19 protein-coding genes are annotated in these 20,194 nt (G+C 35.6%); 18 read left to right on the top strand and 1 reads right to left on the bottom strand.

The features are described from left to right. From BMX10_RS05190 to BMX10_RS05155, 9 genes are all read left to right on the top strand, one after another. Positions 1 to 1,335, top strand: a complete 1,335-nt coding sequence (locus BMX10_RS05190; protein WP_090440407.1) for an ABC transporter substrate-binding protein — start codon at positions 1 to 3, stop codon at positions 1,333 to 1,335. A 403-nt stretch (positions 1,336 to 1,738) separates the two neighbouring features. Continuing rightward, positions 1,739 to 2,650 carry a DMT family transporter gene (locus BMX10_RS05185; protein ID WP_090440404.1) on the top strand — a complete coding sequence of 304 codons (912 nt, stop codon included), beginning with the start codon at positions 1,739 to 1,741 and terminating at the stop codon, positions 2,648 to 2,650. Positions 2,651 to 2,918: 268 nt separating this feature from the next. After that, complete coding sequence (locus BMX10_RS17950) at positions 2,919 to 3,071, top strand: hypothetical protein (RefSeq protein ID WP_170834693.1); 153 nt, start codon at positions 2,919 to 2,921, stop codon at positions 3,069 to 3,071. Between the two features lie 65 nt (positions 3,072 to 3,136). Further along, positions 3,137 to 3,469, top strand: coding sequence for a nucleotide pyrophosphohydrolase (locus BMX10_RS05180; RefSeq protein ID WP_090440401.1), 333 nt, complete (start codon positions 3,137 to 3,139; stop codon positions 3,467 to 3,469). Positions 3,470 to 3,505: 36 nt separating this feature from the next. Next, positions 3,506 to 3,949 carry a YaiI/YqxD family protein gene (locus BMX10_RS05175; protein WP_090440399.1) on the top strand — a complete coding sequence of 148 codons (444 nt, stop codon included), beginning with the start codon at positions 3,506 to 3,508 and terminating at the stop codon, positions 3,947 to 3,949. 165 nt (positions 3,950 to 4,114) lie between these two features. Continuing rightward, positions 4,115 to 5,152, top strand: coding sequence for an ABC transporter substrate-binding protein (locus tag BMX10_RS05170; protein ID WP_244272641.1), 1,038 nt, complete (start codon positions 4,115 to 4,117; stop codon positions 5,150 to 5,152). Next, positions 5,127 to 5,906, top strand: a complete 780-nt coding sequence (locus BMX10_RS05165; protein ID WP_090440396.1) for an ABC transporter permease — start codon at positions 5,127 to 5,129, stop codon at positions 5,904 to 5,906. Before BMX10_RS05170 ends, BMX10_RS05165 begins: the two co-directional genes overlap by 26 nt. Positions 5,907 to 5,927: 21 nt before the next feature. After that, the gene (locus BMX10_RS05160; protein WP_090440393.1) at positions 5,928 to 6,638 is read left to right on the top strand and encodes an ABC transporter ATP-binding protein; all 711 of its coding nucleotides are present in this window, start codon (positions 5,928 to 5,930) and stop codon (positions 6,636 to 6,638) included. A 423-nt stretch (positions 6,639 to 7,061) separates the two neighbouring features. Next, positions 7,062 to 8,054, top strand: coding sequence for a GGDEF domain-containing protein (locus BMX10_RS05155; protein WP_170834692.1), 993 nt, complete (start codon positions 7,062 to 7,064; stop codon positions 8,052 to 8,054). 205 nt (positions 8,055 to 8,259) lie between these two features. Here BMX10_RS05155 and BMX10_RS05150 read toward each other — a convergent pair whose 3' ends face one another. Then, a complete protein-coding gene (locus BMX10_RS05150; RefSeq protein WP_090440387.1) occupies positions 8,260 to 9,816 on the bottom strand; it encodes an ABC-F family ATP-binding cassette domain-containing protein in 1,557 nt (518 codons plus the stop codon). 421 nt (positions 9,817 to 10,237) lie between these two features. Between BMX10_RS05150 and BMX10_RS05145 the strand changes: the two genes are divergently transcribed. The 9 genes from BMX10_RS05145 to BMX10_RS05110 all read left to right on the top strand — a co-directional run bounded on the left by BMX10_RS05145 (position 10,238) and on the right by BMX10_RS05110 (position 20,146). Further along, positions 10,238 to 12,055, top strand: coding sequence for an HD domain-containing phosphohydrolase (locus BMX10_RS05145; RefSeq protein ID WP_090440384.1), 1,818 nt, complete (start codon positions 10,238 to 10,240; stop codon positions 12,053 to 12,055). Positions 12,056 to 12,299: 244 nt separating this feature from the next. Then, positions 12,300 to 14,114 carry a DNA helicase RecQ gene (recQ, locus tag BMX10_RS05140; RefSeq protein ID WP_090440381.1) on the top strand — a complete coding sequence of 605 codons (1,815 nt, stop codon included), beginning with the start codon at positions 12,300 to 12,302 and terminating at the stop codon, positions 14,112 to 14,114. Between the two features lie 110 nt (positions 14,115 to 14,224). Beyond that, positions 14,225 to 14,698, top strand: a complete 474-nt coding sequence (locus BMX10_RS05135; protein WP_090440378.1) for a DUF4342 domain-containing protein — start codon at positions 14,225 to 14,227, stop codon at positions 14,696 to 14,698. A 218-nt stretch (positions 14,699 to 14,916) separates the two neighbouring features. Beyond that, a complete protein-coding gene (locus tag BMX10_RS05130; protein ID WP_090440375.1) occupies positions 14,917 to 15,594 on the top strand; it encodes a response regulator transcription factor in 678 nt (225 codons plus the stop codon). Positions 15,595 to 15,745: 151 nt separating this feature from the next. Continuing rightward, entirely contained in the window at positions 15,746 to 17,008 is a 1,263-nt protein-coding gene (locus BMX10_RS05125; RefSeq protein ID WP_244272640.1) for a sensor histidine kinase, read from the top strand. A 449-nt stretch (positions 17,009 to 17,457) separates the two neighbouring features. Continuing rightward, positions 17,458 to 18,369 (top strand): N-acetylmuramic acid 6-phosphate etherase, encoded by a 912-nt coding sequence (gene murQ / locus BMX10_RS05120; protein ID WP_090440370.1) that lies wholly within the window; start codon positions 17,458 to 17,460, stop codon positions 18,367 to 18,369. 104 nt (positions 18,370 to 18,473) lie between these two features. Further along, a complete protein-coding gene (locus BMX10_RS18255) occupies positions 18,474 to 18,584 on the top strand; it encodes a PTS sugar transporter subunit IIB (RefSeq protein WP_244272639.1) in 111 nt (36 codons plus the stop codon). A 60-nt stretch (positions 18,585 to 18,644) separates the two neighbouring features. Further along, entirely contained in the window at positions 18,645 to 19,916 is a 1,272-nt protein-coding gene (locus tag BMX10_RS05115) for a PTS transporter subunit EIIC (protein ID WP_244272638.1), read from the top strand. Between the two features lie 77 nt (positions 19,917 to 19,993). After that, positions 19,994 to 20,146, top strand: a complete 153-nt coding sequence (locus BMX10_RS05110) for a MupG family TIM beta-alpha barrel fold protein (RefSeq protein ID WP_090440367.1) — start codon at positions 19,994 to 19,996, stop codon at positions 20,144 to 20,146. Positions 20,147 to 20,194 lie beyond the last annotated feature (48 nt).

The raw sequence follows: 20,194 nt of genomic DNA, 5'->3' as shown, positions 1-20,194 counted from the left end.
ATGAAAAGAAAAAACACACTAATGCTAATCATCATCATTGTACTTACTATCAGCACTGGCTGTCAAAAAGTAGAGACAAAAAATATCTCTTCAGAGAAACAGGTATTCAGAGAAAAAAATCAAATAGTGAATGCATCTAACACTGCAGAAGAAATAATAGAGCTAACACTATGGTCTCATTATGGGGGTTGGGAGCTTTATCTTGAAGCCTTTAGAAAAAAACATCCCAACATACATATAAAGACAGTAGTTTTCCCATACAGCGACTATCCTAGCATCCTCATGAATGCTCTGGCTGAAGGGGATACTCCTGATCTCATCGTTTTAGATAGTCCTCACTTTGGAGCATTCAATGGGATGAGGGGGCTGCAGGATTTATTGGAAGAACCCTTTAAGGCAGATAGATACAAAAATGATTTTACAGATGCTTTATGGAAGGTAGGATTATCCTTTGATGAAGAACAGTTATTAGGGATACCATTTAATACATCTCCCAAGGTAACCTATTATCGTACAGATATCATGGAAAGCTATGGATTCCCATCTGAGCCAGACGCATTAGCAGCCTTTATTCAAAATCCACATAATTGGTTAGAAATTGCTAAAAGGTTACAAAAAGAGGATAAATGGATTGTTCAATGGCCCCATGAACCGGTGGAAATCTTAGAATCCCAAATTGGACAATATGATAAAGAGCTAAATCTGCTAAGGGATCAAGAAACCTTTAGTGAGGTTATTAGTATTGCTAAGACTATTCGCCAGCAGAGCTTAGCTTCTCATATCGACATATGGAGCGATGAAGGCAGGCAGGCTATCAAAGAAGATAAGATTGCTATGCTGTATTTAGGTTCATGGGGTGCACAGAGCATAGAAATATGGGCACCTGAGCAAGCAGGAAAGTGGAGAGTGACAGAGCTTCCCTTTGGCGTCAAAGGATGGAGCAACGCTTCCATTATAGCTATTTCTGATTTAAGTGAAAATAAAGAAGCGGCATGGGAGTTTATAGAATTTTTTACCTTTGAAGCATTAGGAGAAAATATGATAGGCTCTGTTGCAGGATATTTGCCCGCAAGGAACCATCCAAATACAATCGACTATACCAATGATTTTTTAGGAGGACAAAAAGAGCAAGCTTTTTATGAAAGGATTCAAAATGAAGTGCAGGAGCATACCTTAACACCTTTAGATGAAAAAGCAAAAGTTATATGGAAAGAAGGCATTTATAGAGGATTGGATTGGGGAATGGCTCCAAAGGAAATCATAGAAAGTATAATAAGACGACTGGAAGCTGAGCTGGGAAGAGATAGGGAGATTTTACTCCAAAGTCTTCAGTAATGATTGTTTAGAAGTGCATAGATGCTATATAATTTGGCTTGCCGAGGAAGAAGATTTTCAAAGCAAGTCTATTTTATCATCTAAGGTGATTACCATAATGAGCGGGGTCATGAACCTCTACTTGTTAACTCTGGGAGTAATCCCTGAGGGGTATTATAGATGGAGAGAGGACTATCAGCATCGTTACATAAATAACACTTGCAAAATAAAATGATTCAGCTAAACTATTATAAAGAGGAATGAAATATAAAGAGGAATGAAAAATATTTAGAGATGAAGCACTGTATCCTCGTAGTAAATTTGGTTGACTTTAGTGGGAATAAAAACTTCCTCTAAATTAAATCAGATTTTATTATAGGAATGACGACAACATTGCTAATCATATAAAGGAGTTGAAGAAAGAATGAGTAAGTATCGAGTTTGGCTGTTATTGGTGTTATGCAATTTATTTTGGGCGGGGAATTATGTTTTTGGCAAATATGTGGTTGCAGAAATGCCTCCCCTTATGATTACCTTCTCAAGGTGGCTGGTAGCATCTGTATTACTATTAATCATTGCCTATTTTTACGAAAAACCTCAATGGAGTTTAGTCCCTAAGGAGTGGATTTCTTTATTAGCTATGGCAGTATTAGGGATGATAGGATATAACACTATACTTTATGCCGCCTTGGAATATACATCTCCAACCAATGCTTCCTTGGTCAGTGCATTAAATCCAGGAATCATCGTGATATTTTCTCTTTATATGCTGAAGGAAAGGATTTCTAAAATTCAAAGCATAGGGCTGGTAGTTTCTTTACTGGGTGTTGTAGTGATTTTGACGGGAGGAAGACTGACACAAATTTTACATGTCAGCTATAATAGAGGGGATTTACTGATGCTGGCGGCTGTTATCATGTGGACCTTTTATTCCATCATAGGGAAAAGAATAAAGAATATACCTCCTATTACAACAACAGCAGTAACGGCATTGATTGCCACCATCATTATGGCACCATTTGCAATAGTGCAAGGAATTAACTATACAGAACTTAGTCCATTAGCCCTGCAGGGAATTGCCTATATGATCATTTTTCCTTCTGTAGGCTCCTTCGTCTTTTGGAATATAGGTGTTCGACAAATTAGCGCCAGCAAAGCAGGCGTCTTTCTAAACCTAATGCCTGTTTTTACAGCTATTATCAGCTGGAGTCTTGGAGAAAGGATTACATTAGCTCAAATTTCTGGAGGAATCCTAGTTTTTATTGGAGTATATTTGACTACTGGAATGCTTGATATAAAGCTGGCAAGTAAGCGGCAGCAAAAAGGAACTGCTTAAACAGCTTTTAAATTATTCCTTTTATACAAAATATAAAGAACCTTTTCCTTATCTGGTTTCTATAATAAAGAAAGAGATTATTAGCATAGTGAACAGTGCTATCGCTGCATTATTTTTTATGGTTGAATCACAGAGAGGAGAAGGAAAAATGGATACTGTTTTAGCAAAAAGACTACAAATACTTTTAAAGAGAAATAAAACCGACAGTCTTACCTTGGATATAGGTTATGGAAAAAGCTGTTGAAATACTTACGGAGTAACATCAGTTATGATGGGAAAGCCTAGAGATAAAGAAGGATTTTATGCGTATGAAATAGAAGGTATAAATATCTATGTAAATAAAAAACTATTTTTTAGTAAAGAAATATTATCTATGTATGTAAATAGTTTATTAGCTGCAGAAAAAGAACCCATTTCATAAAGCTTAGCATGAAATGGGTTCTTTTTCTAAACCAATAGAAATGTACAGGAAAGGAAGAGAAGGCCATGAAAAAGGATTTGACGATAAGGGAGATGCAGCAGCAGGTAGATGAATATATTTCTCAGTTCAAGGAAGGATATTTTAGCCCTTTAGCATTGATGGCTCGATTAACAGAGGAAGCTGGGGAATTGGCAAGAGAAATAAATCACTATTATGGAGAAAAACCCAAAAGAAAGGACGAAGAAGAAAACTCTATTGATATGGAGTTAGCAGACTGTATGTTTATCTTGACCTGCTTCGCCAACTCCTTAGATATTGATTTAGAAAAGGCATTTCATGCAATGATGCATAAATTTAACACAAGAGATGCCAATCGATGGACAAGAAAAGAAGAATAGGGAGAAACATAGCCTTTAAAAGAAAGGAAGAAGGCAGTGAAAATATTAGTAGATGCAGACGGATGTCCTGTAAAGGAAATCGTACTAAAGGTAGCAAAAGAATATAAAATAGAATTAATTATGATAAAAAATATCTGCCACGTATTTGAAGATGATTACGCAAAAATCATCACTGTGGATCAAGGAAGAGACATGGCAGACTTGGTACTTATCAATAACACAGAAAGAGGAGATGTTATTGTTACTCAGGACTATGGAGTAGCAGCCCTAGCCCTTGGGAAAAAGGCAATGGCCATTAATCAAAATGGGTGGATGTACACAGATGAAAATATTGAAGAACTTCTCATGAAAAGACATGTAAACCAGGAAATGAGAAGAAAGCATAAAAAATATACCAAGACGCCAAAAAGAAGTAAAGAAGATAACCTTTTGTTTGAAAAAAAATTTAGAGAATTGGTACAAAAATTTATCAGCAGATAATGATTTTTTTATCAAAGTGAAAAAATCGGAAGAAAAATAAATACATTTAAGGTAAAGCTATAAAAATACTGAAGTATAGCAGTTGACAAGATCAATCCTTTGGTGATATTATTGAGAAAAATTATCAAATATCATACAAAAACAAATAATGGGGAGTGTATTATTGTGAAACATTTATTTAAGAAGACTTTATTTATATTGATGGTAGTAATGCTAATCATCAGCATGACTGCCTGCAGTACAGAAACAACAGCTCCGGAAACACCAGAAGAACCAGAAATTGAGGAGGCATCAGAAACCGTTGAAAAGGGCAGCATGAGGGTTGCTGCTTTAAATGGACCAACAGGAATGGGTATGGTGGGATTAATGGACAGCAGTGAGTCAGGTGAAGCTGGATTAGACTATGAATTTACCTTAATGAGCAGTCCAGATGAGCTAGTGGGAAAAATCATCAATGGGGAAGTAGATGTAGCAGCAGTACCAACCAACCTAGCTTCCGTATTATACAATCGAACAGAAGGACAAGTGCAACTGGCAGCAGTCAACACCTTAGGTGTACTTTATGTATTAGAGGATGGAGACACCATTCATTCTGTTGAAGATCTGAAAGGAAAAACTGTAAATATTAGTGGAAAGGGTGCTACACCAGATTTTGCTTTTCAATACATATTGCAACAAAATCAGTTAGAGGCTGATAAAGATGTTATGCTGGACTTTGCATTACAGCATGCAGATTTAGCTGCAGCGGCTGTAGAAGGAGATGTGACCATAGCTCTATTACCACAGCCTCATGTAACATCTGCATTAATGAGAAATCAAAATCTAAGAATCGCATTAGATATAACAGCGGAATGGAATAAGGTTACCAATAATGAAGGTCAGCTGGCGATGGGAGCTATTATCGTTCAAAAAGAATTTGCAGAGAATAATAAAGCCTTGTTAGATGAATTTCTAAAAGAATATGAGGCATCTGTAAATTTTGTCAATCAAGAAATGGAGGCGGCAGCTGCTTTAATAGAAAAGTATGGTATTTTACCAAATGCAGCTATTGCCAAGAATGCAATTCCTTATTCAAACATTGTATATATCGATGCTCAAGAGGCAAAATCTTTTGTACAGGAATTTTATGAGGTATTGTTTAGCTTTGATCCTAGATCTGTTGGGGGACAATTAGCTGATGACGGATTCTATTACGAAAAATAAGAGAAAGTCTTTAAATAAAATATTCATTTTTATATTTTGGATTGCTGTATGGCAAGGTGCCTATCTTGTCATTCAAAGAGATCTGTATGTACCAGCTCCTTTAGACGTGTTCCTAAGGCTTAAGGAGCTGGTAGTATTAGAGGTTTTTTGGCGATCAGTAGCCTATTCCATATACCGAGTAATCGCAGGACTTATTCTATCCATCGTCTTAGGGGTAGTGATAGGTATTATTTCTAGTTTAAATGATTATGTTTATGACTTAATCAATCCTCTTATGGCAGCCATTAAGTCAACACCAGTATTATCCTTTATCATTATTGCTTTAATCTGGTTTTCATCCTCCAATGTCCCAATTTTTATCTGTTTTCTTATGTGTTTTCCAGTGATTTGGACCAATGTTGTTGCCGGTATTAGAAATGTGGACATAAAGCTATTAGAAATGGCAAAGGTATATCATGTAAAAAAATGGCTGGTTCTTAAAAAAATATATTTACCATCTATTGTTCCATACTTTTCGGCTGCCTGTATTACTTGTTTAGGTTTAGGCTGGAAGGTAAGCGTGGCGGCAGAGGTATTAAGTCATCCTAGAAATGCTATAGGCAGTCACCTTTATAGTGCTAAGGTTTACCTAGATTCTAGTGAATTATTTGCTTGGACCCTGGTAGTTATTCTGCTTAGTATTCTATTTGAAAATATTTTTGCTCGGTTAATAGAAAAATCAACTATGAACAAATCTGCAAAGGCTAAAATCTAGCTTAAAAAGGGTGTGTCAGGATTGGAAATACAGGTGAAAAACCTTCATAAAAACTATGGTGAACTAGAGGTTATTAAAAATTTCAACATGATGATTTCACCTAACAAAATACATTGTATCTTTGGACCATCTGGATGTGGAAAGACAACCTTTATCAATATTGTTGCTAGTCTTATTCCTGCTGATGAAGGAAATATTGAGGGGATGCAGGAGAAAACAGTTTCCTATATTTTTCAGGAGGACCGTTTGTTACCTTGGGCTACTGTTGAAGAAAATATATTGTTTGTTTTAGAAAGCCGTTATGATGAAAAAGAAGCACAGCAGTTAGCAGATAAATATTTATCCTTAGTAGATTTGACCAATTTTAAAAACGCATACCCTAGAGAACTAAGCGGAGGTATGAAGCAAAGGACAGCTATTGCTAGAGCCTTCGCCTATGAGGGAGATGTTTTAGTGATGGATGAACCTTTTAAAGGACTACATCTTGAATTAAAAAAAGATCTCATGGAATACATAATTAACTATGGGTATCGAGAAAATCGATTTTTTCTTTTTATTACCCATGATGTTGATGAGGCTTTGTATATAGCAGATCATATTCACATCTTTCAAGGACCTCCTTTAAGCTTAAAGCAGGAAATTATTGTTGACATTCCTCATGAAGAAAGAAGGAGTCAGAAGGAAAAGCTAAGACAATATAAGGAAATACTCTTACAAAGGAGTAAAGAATAAAAACAAAAGGATTAAAGGAAGTCTTTGTTTGAACAAAAAAATTTCTATAAAGGATATGAATAAGCACCAAAAAAAGGTTGATTCCTAATGAGGCTATTAACCTTTTTTTGGTGAATTAATTTATTGTGTTGAAAGATGGAGGAATATGGATTTTTATGGAGAATAGTAAATAAAAATAAGGATTGACTAATATTTACCAAAGAATACCATGGATGCAAAAAATAAAATAAGGAGGTGCTATTAATATACTCCATGAATAGTTATATATTATTTTTTACTGTCCTATGCTTCTCTTTTCTCATATTTGTTTTCACACTAACCTTCTACTATAACCATTCAAAGCTTCAGAGTATAGGTTATACATTTTTAATTTCATTTTATCTCAGTATTTTTTCTTATATATATTTACAGCAAATTCCATCCTTGGAAATTATCAATTTTATTGAGCTTATGTTGATGGCAACTCTTTTGTTATTTATTACTATGAAAGGCTTTCAAAGATATATCCTATCCTCTAGCCTAATGATTCTTATTATACTTACACTCCTATCTATGTTTTTAGCGAGAGAAGGATTTAATAAAATACTTAACGGTGCAACGATGATCCAAGTGATGCTAATTATGACCATTGTTGCAATCATTTTTCTTTTGTCGAGAAAAAGAAAAAAGGACAGGAGACTTATTTATTGTTTTCTATGGTTTTTAACGGGCTCCTTATTATTGTCAAAGGGTATAGACGGGAGGGTAGGTTTTCTTGGCATAATGATTAAGCTTATTTCCTACTATGGATTCTATCATTATTTTTATAAGGGTGCATACATAGCCTTAGAAAAACAAATGAAGGAAGTAGAAAAGTTAAAAACCTCTTTAAAGCAAACCTATGATGAGGAGGTAAAAAAACAGCTTTTTTATATGGAACTGCAGCAAGAACGATTAATCAGTGCTGCCCACATGGATGCCATGACAGAAACCTATAATAAAAAAGCAATCCTCGATATTTTAGAAGAGCTGCTTTCTTTAAAGAAGGAGCCTATATCTATCATGATGATAGATATAGATTGTTTTAAAAAGATCAATGATTTTCATGGACACGTTGTGGGAGATCAATGCATCAAGGAATTGGTGGCAATTATCCAAAGGAATATAAGAAAGCTAGATTATATCGGTAGATATGGAGGAGACGAGTTTATCGTTATTTTACCAGACGCCAGTGCAATAATAGCCAAAAATATCGCTGAAGATATTAGAGAAAGCATAAGTAGAGAGAGTAATCCCCGTGTGACTATTTCAGTAGGGATAGCCTGTTATCCCCAAGACGGCCAAACACCTTTGGATCTTATTGCTAAGGCAGATAAAGGATTATATACCTCCAAAAGAAAAGGAAAAAACAATGTATCCCATACAACAATGTTTTAATAAAAAAATCTGTTGCACACCATTATAAAGTGTGTACAACAGATTTTTTAATGTCTAGGAAATTATGGTTTTTAATTCTCTAGACATGGGGAGTGCAGAGGGGTTTCCCCCGCTGATTTAAAGGGGGGCTCAGGCTGCGATAGCAGGCGTCGAAGGGGGACTAAGTCCCCTTAGAGAAAACAAATTGACGAAGTCAACTTTGTTCTTATACTACCTTAGTGGTCCAGGTCTCGCAATTCCACACATCTGTAGTAACCTCTCTGTAAAACTCAGGCTCATGACAGATAAGAAGAACACTGCCCTTGTATTCCTTCAAAGCACGTTTTAATTCTTCCTTGGCATCTACATCTAGATGGTTGGTAGGCTCATCAAGGATTAATAAATTGGTTTCTCTATTGATGAGCTTGCATAATCGCACCTTTGCTTGCTCACCACCGCTTAGCACTACTATTTTACTTTCAATATGCTTGGTAGTTAAGCCACATTTAGCAAGAGCAGCACGGATTTCATATTGGGTGTAGGAAGGAAAGTCCTGCCATACTTCATCAATACAGGTATTATAGTTAGCTTCCTTGATTTCTTGTTCAAAGTAGCCAATATGAAGATAATCCCCTAATTCTACAGCACCAGAGATGGAAGGAATTTCTCCTAAAATACTTCTAAGGAGGGTGGTTTTTCCTAATCCATTAGCACCCACTAAAGCAATTTTCTGGCCTCGCTCCATACGAAGGTTTAATGGTTTGGATAAGGCCTCATCATATCCTATAACCAAATCCTTTGTTTGAAATATTAATTTACCAGAGACCCTAGCTCCTTTGAACTCAAATGATGGTTTGGGTTTTTCTCTTGCAAGCTCAATTACATCCATTTTGTCCAGCTTTTTCTGACGGGACATAGCCATATTTCTAGTAGCAACCCTTGCCTTATTTCTAGCAACAAAGTCCTTAAGCTCAGATATTTCCTGTTGTTGTTTTCTATAGGCAGCCTCTAGCTGCTGTTTTTTTGCATCATAAACCTGTAGAAAGTTATCATAATCACCAGGATAACGATTCAATTCCTGGTTTTCCATATGATAAATTAAGTTGATTACACTGTTAAGAAAAGGAATATCGTGAGAAATCAAAATGAAAGCATTTTCATATTCCTGTAGATAACGAGTAAGCCACTGAATATGCTGCTCATCAAGATAGTTGGTGGGCTCATCCAAAAGAAGAATATCAGGTTTTTCTAATAGCAGCTTCCCTAACAGTACCTTAGTACGTTGACCACCACTAAGGTCATGAACATCTTTTTCTAATCCGATTTCCTCCAAGCCTAGGCCTCGAGCTATCTCCTCCACCTTAGCATCTATAACATAAAAGTCGTTATTATCTAAAATGTCTTGGATGGTACCCATATCCTCTAGTAGCTGTTCTAGTCCTTCAGGAGAGGCATCAGCCATTTTATCACATATCTGAGTCATTTCTGTTTCTAAATCAAAAAGATATTGGAAGGCACCCTTTAATGCATCTCGCATGGTCATGCCTTTTTCCAGTATAGTATGCTGATCTAGATAGCCAACCCGTACTCTTTTAGCCCATTGGATTTCTCCTTCATCCGGCTCCAATTTGCCTGTAATCATATTCATGAAGGAAGATTTACCTTCACCATTTGCTCCTATAAGACCAATATGTTCTCCCTTCAATAGTCGAAAAGACACATTATTGAAGATAGCACGATCTCCAAATCCATGGCTTAAATTTTTTACTGTTAAGATACTCATCGTATACTCCTTTCCTTGTTGGCAAAATCCTTAAAATCAATAGCATATAACTATATTTTTATGACCCTTAAGCTCTTAGAAATACTTAAAATATTTGATCTATCTAGTAGTCATATTTTTATATTTTTAAAAACAACATACATTATAGATTATATACGACATAGCTATTGTTTGAAAGAAGTTTTTCATAATAATTTCAGGAAACTTTAGGAGGAAAAATATATTTTTGTATTGAAAGATTTAAAAAAGTTAGAAGAAAATTAATGATAGGATGCAGAAATTTTTTCCATACAAAAGAAGGAACAAATCGAACTGTGTCGAAGAATGATATATGTGTAAATTTAATTAACACTTCAATTAATTTATTGAATAATGATATAATTATATGAAAATGTAAAGGGATACCAAAAGAGGGGTCTTCATGAAAATATCCATTAAAAATAAAATAACAATTGCTATGCTAGTAGTAATACTAACCTCTGTATCCTCATTAGGATTTTTTGCATATAAAAAATCTAAAGAAATATTAATAGAGGATATCAAACATAAAAACTTTACTACCCTAGATAATATCTATAATTATTTTTTCCAAAACTTTATGGAAGGCATGGAGTATACGGTAAATCATTGGGCAGATAATCAATATATTGTCAGCTATAAAAAGAACCCAGGAGACCCAAAGACGGTAAATAAGATGCCGGAGGGTTTGCATGGGATAGCTAATAAGTGGAAGGGAATTGTTGAGGCTAACCCTGATATAGGCTGGATGTATTTTGGTGTTCAAGAAGATGGCTCTTTTCTCATAAGTCCCATAGATCCATCTATAACGGAGTCATACGATCCGAGGGAAAGAGAATGGTATATACAAGCAACAGAAAACCCTGATAGAGTTATTTGGACAGATCCATATGTGGATGCTGGAGAATCTAGTTTAATTGTTGTTACGGTAGCGAAAGCGGTTTTAAAACAGGATGACTTGGTAGGTGTTATTGGTATAGACATAAAGCTTGATAAATTTTCAGAAATAACAAAGAATCTAGTTTTTGGAGATGAAGGCTATTTAATGCTAATTAGTAATGAAGGGGATATTTATGCCCACCCGGATGATGATCTTTTGATGGATACAGCAAAAAATGAAGACTGGTTTCAAGAAATCTTAATGGGGGATTCTGGAACAAAAATGTTCACATCCACTGAAGGGAAAAACAAGATTATAACCTATTTGACAATACCTCAAACCAATTGGAAGCTAGTGGGGATAACAACGGTAGATATAATAGAGATGATTACTCCTATAAAAAATCAAGTGGTGATGATAGCTCTTATAAGTATCGCTATTGCTTTTATCATAGGGTACATACTTTCTCTGATTGTAACAAGGCCTGTAGGAGAAATCATGAAGGTTATTCATAAAATATCCAAAGGGGAAATGGGTGTTCGGGCAGATATACAATCAAGGGATGAGTTTAAGGTATTAGGGAATAAATTTAATGAAATGCTGGTGGAAATAGAGGGACTACTAAAGGAAAGAGACTTAAATGTTAAAAAATTAATAGATAAAAACAAGGAAATTATGGGGCAAAATGATGAGATACTGGCATTTTCGGAGGAAACAGAAGCCCTTAATGAAGAATTAAGCTATCTATTAAATGAAATAAGAAATAATTATCTCTCCACGGTAAAAGCATTGGCTAACTCCATAGAGGCAAAGGACAGCTATACCCGTGGCCATTGCGAGAGAGTGAGAAATATTTCTTTGGCCATTGGAAAGGTCATGGGATTGAATCAAGAAGAAATCAATAATCTGGAGTTTGCCAGTCTTCTTCATGATATAGGGAAAATAGGTATTCCTCTAGAAATTTTAAACAAGGAAGGCTTCATATCAGCTGAAGCACTAGAGACTGTACAAAAACATCCTCAGATTGCTTATAATATATTATCGGATGTAGAATTTTTGAAAGAAAGTAGGGAGATAATCTATCAGCACCATGAGAGGGTTGATGGTAAAGGTTATCCTAGAGGGTTAAAGGGAGAAGAAATCAGCTTGCCAGCCAAGATTTTGGCAGTAGCCGATGCATACGATGCCATGACCAGTACAAGGCCCTACAGGAAGATATCATTAACAAAAGAAGAGGCTTTAGAGGAGCTTGAAGCAGTAAAAGGAAGGCAGCTAGACATTGAAGTAGTAGATACCTTCATCAAGATTTTAAAGGAAAATCAAATAGAGATAGATGCTTAGTGAGTCATAGGGAATGTTTCCTTTTGACTCGCTTTTTCTGTTATGATATATTGGGTTTGTAATAAACAAGAGATTTCCTAGAGGGGCATTATTAAATCACCTACCCCTGATGAAGAAACTAAGGGATTCACACAAAAATAAAAACCATAATCTTTGCTTATATACTTGGTTAATGGAAGTTTAAGTACCACATCTCCAACATAATTTTAGCGACAAATTAAGTATTATATTAAAAGGAGAAGCTATGGATATATATAATGAGCTAAAAAATTTTTTTGGTTATGACACCTTTAAAAAAGGGCAGGAAGAACTGATACAAAGAATACTTGCAGGAGGTGATGTCTTAGGGATTATGCCTACAGGAGGCGGGAAATCTCTTTGCTATCAACTGCCAGCTGTATTACTTGATGGTGTGACTATCGTTATTTCACCGTTAATATCTCTGATGAAGGATCAGGTGGATGGATTGAATGAGATGGGAATAGAAGCCACCTGTATCAATAGTACCCTTCAACAGGATGAGCTGATGGAAAGAATCAGAGAAATAAAAGCCAAGCGATATAAGATAATATTTGCAGCGCCAGAACGACTAAATACTGGTGGTTTTAAGGATATCATTAGAGAGCTGAAGGTATCGTTGGTTGGCATTGATGAAGCACATTGTATCAGTCAGTGGGGACATGACTTTAGGCCCAGTTACCTTGAGATTCCAAAATTTATTAATGGATTACAAAATAGACCTGTGGTGGCGGCATTTACAGCCACCGCCACAAAGGAGATAATTATAGAAATTAAAAGGTTATTAGGACTGAAGCAGCCCCTAGAAATAACTACAGGATTTGATCGACCTAATTTGCTTTATCGTGTAGTTAAAGAAGGAAATAAACTTAATTTCCTAATGAATTATTTAAACAACAACTTTCAAAGGGAATCAGGGATCATTTATTGTGCTACTAGAAAAACAGTTGAGGGATTGGTAACAAAATTACAAGAAAAAGGATTTTCAGTCAGGGGATACCATGGTGGTATGGAGGCAGATCTACGTCAAAGAAATCAAGAGGATTTTATGTTTAACAAAACCCAGATAATTGTTGCTACCAACGCATTTGGCATGGGAATAGACAAACCAGATGTAAGATTCGTTATTCATTATAATATGCCAAAAAACATGGAGGCTTATTATCAAGAGGCAGGTAGAGGAGGAAGGGATGGAGAAAAGAGCCATTGCATACTCATGTACTCGCCATCAGATGTAGTAAAACAAAAACTCATCATGGAAAATGAGCATAGTAACCCTGAAAGACAGGCACTACAATATAAAAACCTGCAGTACCTAATTGACTTCTGTCACACCAATGATTGTCTTAGAAACAAGATATTGGCTTACTTTGGAGAAGAAATAGCTAAGGATCATTGTGATAGTTGCAGCAATTGTTTAGATAAGTCAGAGATGATAGATATTACCGTTGAGGCACAGAAGGTATTATCCTGTATCTACCGAATCCATCAAAGGTATGGCATTAATGTAGTGATACAGGTTTTAAGAGGCTCAAAAAATAAAAAAGTAATGGAATGGGGCTTAGATAGAGTATCTACCTATAGCATAATGAAAAATTATAGTGAAAAGGCTATAAGAGAGATCATTATGACTTTGGCATCTAGAGGCTATATTCATATTACTACAGACAAATTTCCTGTATTAAAGCTAACTGCTGAATGCAGAGGCGTGCTACAGGGAGAGGTGAAGGTTTATCACAAGAAAGAGCTAATGGAAACAACAGCTTCACAGTCAAAAGTACAAAAGAAAAAGGTGATAGAGGATGAATTTGATGAAGGCTTATTTAACCAACTAAAGGAGCTGAGATACAGGATAGCACAGGAAAAAAGCATACCCCCGTTTATGATTTTTCATGACAAAACTTTAAAAGAAATAGCCGCTTACTTACCACAGGAGAAAGAATCTTTCCTTGCCGTCAATGGAGTAGGAGCTAAAAAATATGAGAACTATGGAAAAGACTTTATAGACTTGGTTCAATCCTATTGTGAAGAAAAGAAATAAATCTTTAGGAAATATATTCATAATTCTAATCTAATTCTAATGTTACTCTAAAACCTCTCTAATTTAGATAGCCTATAATAGCATTATAAAAGAAAAATGGAGGGGTAAAAATGGGTATTGATTTAGAGAAGATTGATTTATTAAGAAACAGGGCAAATGTCAGCTATGAAGAGGCAAAAACAGCTTTAGAAAAAAGTGATAATGATTTGGTAGAGGCATTAATTTTACTTGAAAAAGACAACAAAACCAAACCGGATAAAAAGAAGGAGTCAGAAACCTTTGTCAACAATGCTACCAGCTTTATTAAAGATATCATTGAAAAAGGAAATGAGACCAGACTTATCATTAAAAAGGAAGAGCGGAATATTGTTAATTTATCCCTTACTGTAACAGTGATTGGCAGTATTGTGGCTCCAGTTATTCCTTTAGCAGGTATTCCTTTAGCTCTTATCACAAGACATAAAATTAGAATAGAAAAGAAAAATGGAGAAGATATGAAGGTGAATAAAGTATTTGATAAAGTATCCTCCAGTGTAAACTCCATAATGGATGGAACTGAGAAAGATCCCAAGGAAGATTTGTAAGGATTTATACCTTTTGGTTCTTTACAAAACCCAGTCCCTATACGTATTTCTTTTTATACGCTAGGTATGCTGGGTTTTTTAATGCCATAATTCTGAAGATTTTTCTGGTTTTTTTCCTTGAATGGGATGTGTTTTCTTACTATATCCTAGATAGCCAATATATTATATAATAAAGATAATATTGATTGATTATTCCTTTAAAGGGGAGAGAGGAAGAAATGTTTAAAATACTAATCATTGAGGATGAAATAAAGATTGCTCGTTTTTTAGAGCTGGAATTACAGCACGAAGGATACCAAGTAATACAAGCCCATGATGGCAGAGAAGGATTAGAAACAGCCCTTCGTGAAAAGGCGGATTTGATACTATTGGATGTGATGCTGCCAGGGCTAAATGGTATGGAGGTTTGTCGACGGATTCGCCAGACGACAGAGGTACCCATCATTATGCTAACCGCCAAGGATGAAACAATGGATAAAGTAATGGGACTAGACTTGGGAGCGGACGATTATATTACAAAACCCTTTGCCATTGAAGAATTATTGGCACGAATACGTACTGTATTGAAAAGAAATAAGGAAGGGTCACAGCCTGTAGATGTTCTTAAGATAGGGAAGCTAAAGCTAGCCGAGAAACAGCATCTTGTAACCTACAACCAAGATGTTATAGAATTGACAAAAAGAGAATTTGATTTACTATTATACCTAATGGAAAATGAGAATATTGTCCTTTCTAGAGAAAAAATACTAGAAAAGGTATGGGGATATGATTACCTAGGAGATACCAATGTGGTGGATGTGTATATTCGCTACTTAAGAAGTAAGATTGATGAAAAATACAAAACAAAGCTTATCCATACCATTAGAGGGGTGGGATATCTCTTAAGAAATGAGTAAATTACATAATTTTTTTAAGATACTAGGAAAGATATTTTACTATATTTTCTATTTAATCAAAATAATTTTTCAAGGGATGTCCTATATATTTACCAGGATAAAAAAATTATTTCGCTTTTCTATTACCTTCAAAATAACAGTAGTGTATGCATTGATTTTCACCATGTTGCTTTTATTGATTAGTGCTAGCATTTTAGGGATGTCTGGGTATTTTCTTAGACACCAAGCACAACAGGGAATCAGGAAAAATCTAGAGATGGTAAAGACTGTAGTAGCAAGAGATCCATATTTCTATGAAAATCAATTGGTAGAAATAGCTGAAGAGGAAGAGCTAATCATCCGATTTGTGGATAATAGAAATATAGAGATATTTTCTACTGGTGACAGTAGAGATCTAGAGGAGGACACCTCAATATTGCCCCCTTTGAGGCTGAAGGAAACAGTTACAGTAGATGACCAAATTTTATCTATAGAAATCATAAAGCTGTTAAACACAGAAGAGATGTATATGATGATTTTATTTTCAACATTAGCTGTTGTAAATAGTATCGCTGTCATTATCCTCCTTATTTTAGGAAGTAAAGCCTCAAGAAAAATGCTTATGCCTATTCAAAGAATGACCAAAACAGTTAAGCATATTTCTATTCATGAATTAAGTACAAGACTAGATGTGGGAGATTCTCAAGATGAATTAAAGGACTTAGCAGAAACCTTTAATGCAATGCTGGATAGAATTGAAGCATCTTATCAACAACAAAATCAATTTGTCTCAGATGCATCTCATGAGCTTAGGACACCTATATCAGTCCTCCAAGGATATGCAAATCTATTGGATCGATGGGGAAAGGATGATAAGGCTGTATTAGAAGAATCCATAGGAGCCATCAAAAGTGAGTCAGAAAACATGAAGGACTTAACAGAAAAACTGCTTTTCTTAGCAAGAACAGATAAAAATCTTCAAAAGCTAGAGAAAGAAGCCTTTGCTATGCATGAACTTATTGATGAAGTGGTGAGGGAGACAAAGCTGATTGATGCTAAGCATCAGTTTATTGTAGAAGCAAATGAAGAAGCTATTGTTGTTGGTGATAGAAAATCAATTAAGCAACTGTTAAGAATTTTAGTAGATAATAGCATAAAGTTTACTCCAGAGGGAGGAACTATTAAAATCAATCATAGGAAGAAAAAAACCCTAGCTGTTATAGAGGTGGAGGATACTGGTGTAGGTATAGCCCAAGAGGATTTATCTCATATATTTGAGAGATTTTATCGGGCAGATAAATCTAGAACCAAGGCACAGGGAGGTCAAGGACTAGGCCTAGCTATTGCAAAGTGGATTGTAGACAGCCATCATGGTAAAATTCAAGTGGAAAGCAAGCTAGGGGTGGGAACGAAATTTATCGTTAGATTTCCATGAAAAGAATAATAAGAAAAGAAGCTGATTAATTTATAAAGAAAATCCATCTAAGGTAATGCTTGGATGGATTTTTTATATAATAGGGGTTGTAGGGGATGAAATCCTCTGCCCGCATTCAGGAAGGTGCTCAGGCTGCAGAGCAGCCGTCGAAGGAAACCTAGGGTTTCCTATAAGCAGGCATCTAATTTAGCTTGCTAAATTGTGATGATCGCTTAGTTGTTTCACCCAGCGAAAGCATCGAAGATGCTTTTTTTGAGGCAAAATGACGATAGCTGAAAGGATAAAAAATATACTTAACTAGAAGAAAGGAAATAATATTACAAAAAATAAACATGAATATTGAAATGCTATTTCAAATAGAATATAATAAAATTACAGAAAGTTTAAAAAAATAAATAAATTAACTTATATTACTTCAAATGAACTAACACAAGGAGTGGGGGGTACTAATGCATATTGATTTAAATGGATTAACAACAGAGGAAAGAAATGAAAACAGCAAAAACATTGATAGCATGTCCACATTAGAAATGATGGAAGTCATCAATAAAGAGGACAGAATAGTTGTAGTAGCTATTGAAAAACAGCTTTCTAATATAGCTGCGGCTGTAGACGTTATAGCAAAGCAATTAAGAAGGGGAGGTAGATTGATATATATTGGGGCAGGCACCAGTGGCAGAATCGGCATATTGGATGCATCTGAATGTCCACCTACCTATGGTACAGATCCTTCAATGGTACAAGGGCTAATTGCAGGAGGCGCTGAAGCTCTATTTAAAGCAGTAGAAGGAGTTGAAGATAACCAGGAAGAAGGGAAACTGGATTTACAGAAAATTGGTTTTAATAAGGAAGATGTTTTGGTTGGGATAGCTGCCAGTGGTCGAACGCCCTATGTTATTGGGGCTATGAGATATGCTAATAGCATTGAAGGGCAAACGATTTCTGTTACATGTAATACAAAGAGTGAAATGACCAGGATTTCTAAAATTGCTATTACACCAGTGGTAGGGCCAGAGGTTATCACTGGGTCCACTAGAATGAAGGCAGGAACAGCACAAAAAATGGTTCTAAACATGCTATCAACTGGAGCTATGATCAAGTTAGGGAAGGCATATGAAAACTTGATGGTAGATGTAGAGGCAACAAACTTAAAGCTTATTGAACGATGCAAACGAATAGTGACAGAAGCTACTGGTGTTTCTAGAGAGAAGGCAGAAAAGTATTTAGAGGAAACGGATTATGATGTAAAGCTTACGATTTTCTTGATATTATCAAAGATACCACTTATAGAGGAAGCAAAAGAAATACTAGAAAAAAATCATGGGTATGTAAGAAAAGCATTAGAGTCTGTAAAAGAATAATGCAGAACTAACGAAGATAATAATTTTTTAATTATAATACTTTAGTAATACAAAGGATAAATTTTAAGAGGGAATAAATTATTATGAAAAAAGGGGTGTGTACAATGACTAATGTTGCAATAGCTAATAATAAAGAATTAGCTAGCAAAATCGTTGAACTAGTTGGTGGGAAAGATAACATCAAAAGTGCTACTAACTGTATGACAAGGGTATGAATACAAGTAAAAGATTACACTCAAGTAAAAATTGAAGAACTAAGAAAAGTAGAAGGGGTAATGGGCGTAGTAGAGGCAGAAACGTTGCAAGTTGTAGTAGGGCCAGGTAAAGCCAAAAAAGTAGCGGATCTTCTTGTAAGTGAATTTGGAATTCTCCAGGCCTCCACAGTAACGGAAGATTGGGAAAGCAATAAAGAAGCCATAAAAAAAGATCGAAAACAAAGCAAATTAAAAACAGGACTAGAAACAATCGCGGGTATATTTGTGCCTCTTATTCCTGCAATCATTGCTGCTGGTATATTCAATGGATTTAGTAATTTAATTGGTACAATGCAGCAACAGGGTGGGTTACCAGAAGGAAGTCAAATGTGGGATGTAATACGTCTTGTTTTTGCACTTATTGGAACTAGCTTTTTAGGTTATTTTGCTATATTTACTGGTGTAAATGCAGCGAAAAGATTTGGCGCTACCGAAGCCTTTGGTGGAATGATTGGTGCCATGTCTATTGCAGCACAAATTGTAAATATTTCTCAGCTTTTTGGGTTGTATGATGCTGATGTGCCATTAAACTCTATTTTAACAACAGGCAAAGGTGGAATCATAGGCGTTATTATTGGTGTATATATCTTGGCCAAGGTAGAAAAAGCCGTTAGGAAAAGAGTCCCTGATGTATTGGACTTAATTATCACCCCTATCGTTACCCTGCTTACAGTAGCCGTGCTGTTTGTATTTATTATCATGCCAGTATCAGGTGTATTGTCTGATTGGCTAGTAAGTGCCTTAAGTATAATCATTGGATCAGAGAATGCTATTATTAGTATTATTTCGGGATATATATTAGCAGCACTATTCCTACCGATGGTACTGCTAGGGTTACATCATGGTTTAATTCCTATCTATGCAATTCAGTTGGAGGCATTTGGAGGAGTATCTCTATTTCCGGTGTTGGCCATGGCAGGTGCTGGTCAAGTGGGAGCTGCAATAGCCATTTACATGATAAGTAATAAAGTTAAAAATGATAGAATGAAACAAGTCATTGCTGGGGCATTACCAGCAGGGATTCTTGGAATAGGAGAGCCTTTAATCTATGGTGTTACCCTTCCCCTAGGAAAACCATTTATCACTGCAGGATTAGGAGCAGGGTTTGGCGGTGCTTATGTTATGGCTACTAATGTTATGGCAACAGCTTGGGGGCCTTCTGGAGTGGTTGCAATTCCTCTTATGCAGACGGGATCCATGCTAAACTTTATCTTTGGAATTTTAATATCCTATATAGGAGGATTTGCTATCACACGTTTATTTATTAAGGATGAAGATGTAGCAAATGTTTAACAGTATAGAATTACTGTTAGAATATACCTTAAGGATTTAGCAGATTAGAAGAGAAAATAGAAGGGACAAGAATAAAAATGCTTGGGATTTCAGTCTATACAGGAATGGATTATAGCATTGAGGAAAACTTAAATTATATGAGAATGGCTGAAGGCTATGGCATAAAAACTGTGTTTACCTCCCTTCATATCCCGGAAGCCAATGACAAAGTTTATGCTGAAACACATTAAACCAATAAATCTCAGTGAAGGAGAAAGAAAAATATTATCGGGGACACA

Source organism: Natronincola peptidivorans, from assembly GCF_900111615.1.
Classification (GTDB): Bacteria; Bacillota; Clostridia; order Peptostreptococcales; family Natronincolaceae; genus Natronincola_A; species Natronincola_A peptidivorans.
Note: the sequence above shows the minus strand (reverse complement) of the source record. Positions and strands in the feature narration are given on the sequence as shown.

Coding starts and splice junctions, on each gene's coding strand:
- BMX10_RS05190 (WP_090440407.1), top strand. CDS start 1: ATGAAAAGAAAAAACACACTAATGCTAATCATCATCATTGTACTTACT.
- BMX10_RS05185 (WP_090440404.1), top strand. CDS start 1,739: ATGAGTAAGTATCGAGTTTGGCTGTTATTGGTGTTATGCAATTTATTT.
- BMX10_RS17950 (WP_170834693.1), top strand. CDS start 2,919: ATGATGGGAAAGCCTAGAGATAAAGAAGGATTTTATGCGTATGAAATA.
- BMX10_RS05180 (WP_090440401.1), top strand. CDS start 3,137: ATGAAAAAGGATTTGACGATAAGGGAGATGCAGCAGCAGGTAGATGAA.
- BMX10_RS05165 (WP_090440396.1), top strand. CDS start 5,127: ATGACGGATTCTATTACGAAAAATAAGAGAAAGTCTTTAAATAAAATA.
- BMX10_RS05150 (WP_090440387.1), bottom strand. CDS start 9,816: ATGAGTATCTTAACAGTAAAAAATTTAAGCCATGGATTTGGAGATCGT.
- BMX10_RS05145 (WP_090440384.1), top strand. CDS start 10,238: ATGAAAATATCCATTAAAAATAAAATAACAATTGCTATGCTAGTAGTA.
- recQ (WP_090440381.1), top strand. CDS start 12,300: ATGGATATATATAATGAGCTAAAAAATTTTTTTGGTTATGACACCTTT.
- BMX10_RS05135 (WP_090440378.1), top strand. CDS start 14,225: ATGGGTATTGATTTAGAGAAGATTGATTTATTAAGAAACAGGGCAAAT.
- BMX10_RS05130 (WP_090440375.1), top strand. CDS start 14,917: ATGTTTAAAATACTAATCATTGAGGATGAAATAAAGATTGCTCGTTTT.
- murQ (WP_090440370.1), top strand. CDS start 17,458: ATGCATATTGATTTAAATGGATTAACAACAGAGGAAAGAAATGAAAAC.
- BMX10_RS18255 (WP_244272639.1), top strand. CDS start 18,474: ATGACTAATGTTGCAATAGCTAATAATAAAGAATTAGCTAGCAAAATC.
- BMX10_RS05115 (WP_244272638.1), top strand. CDS start 18,645: ATGGGCGTAGTAGAGGCAGAAACGTTGCAAGTTGTAGTAGGGCCAGGT.
- BMX10_RS05110 (WP_090440367.1), top strand. CDS start 19,994: ATGCTTGGGATTTCAGTCTATACAGGAATGGATTATAGCATTGAGGAA.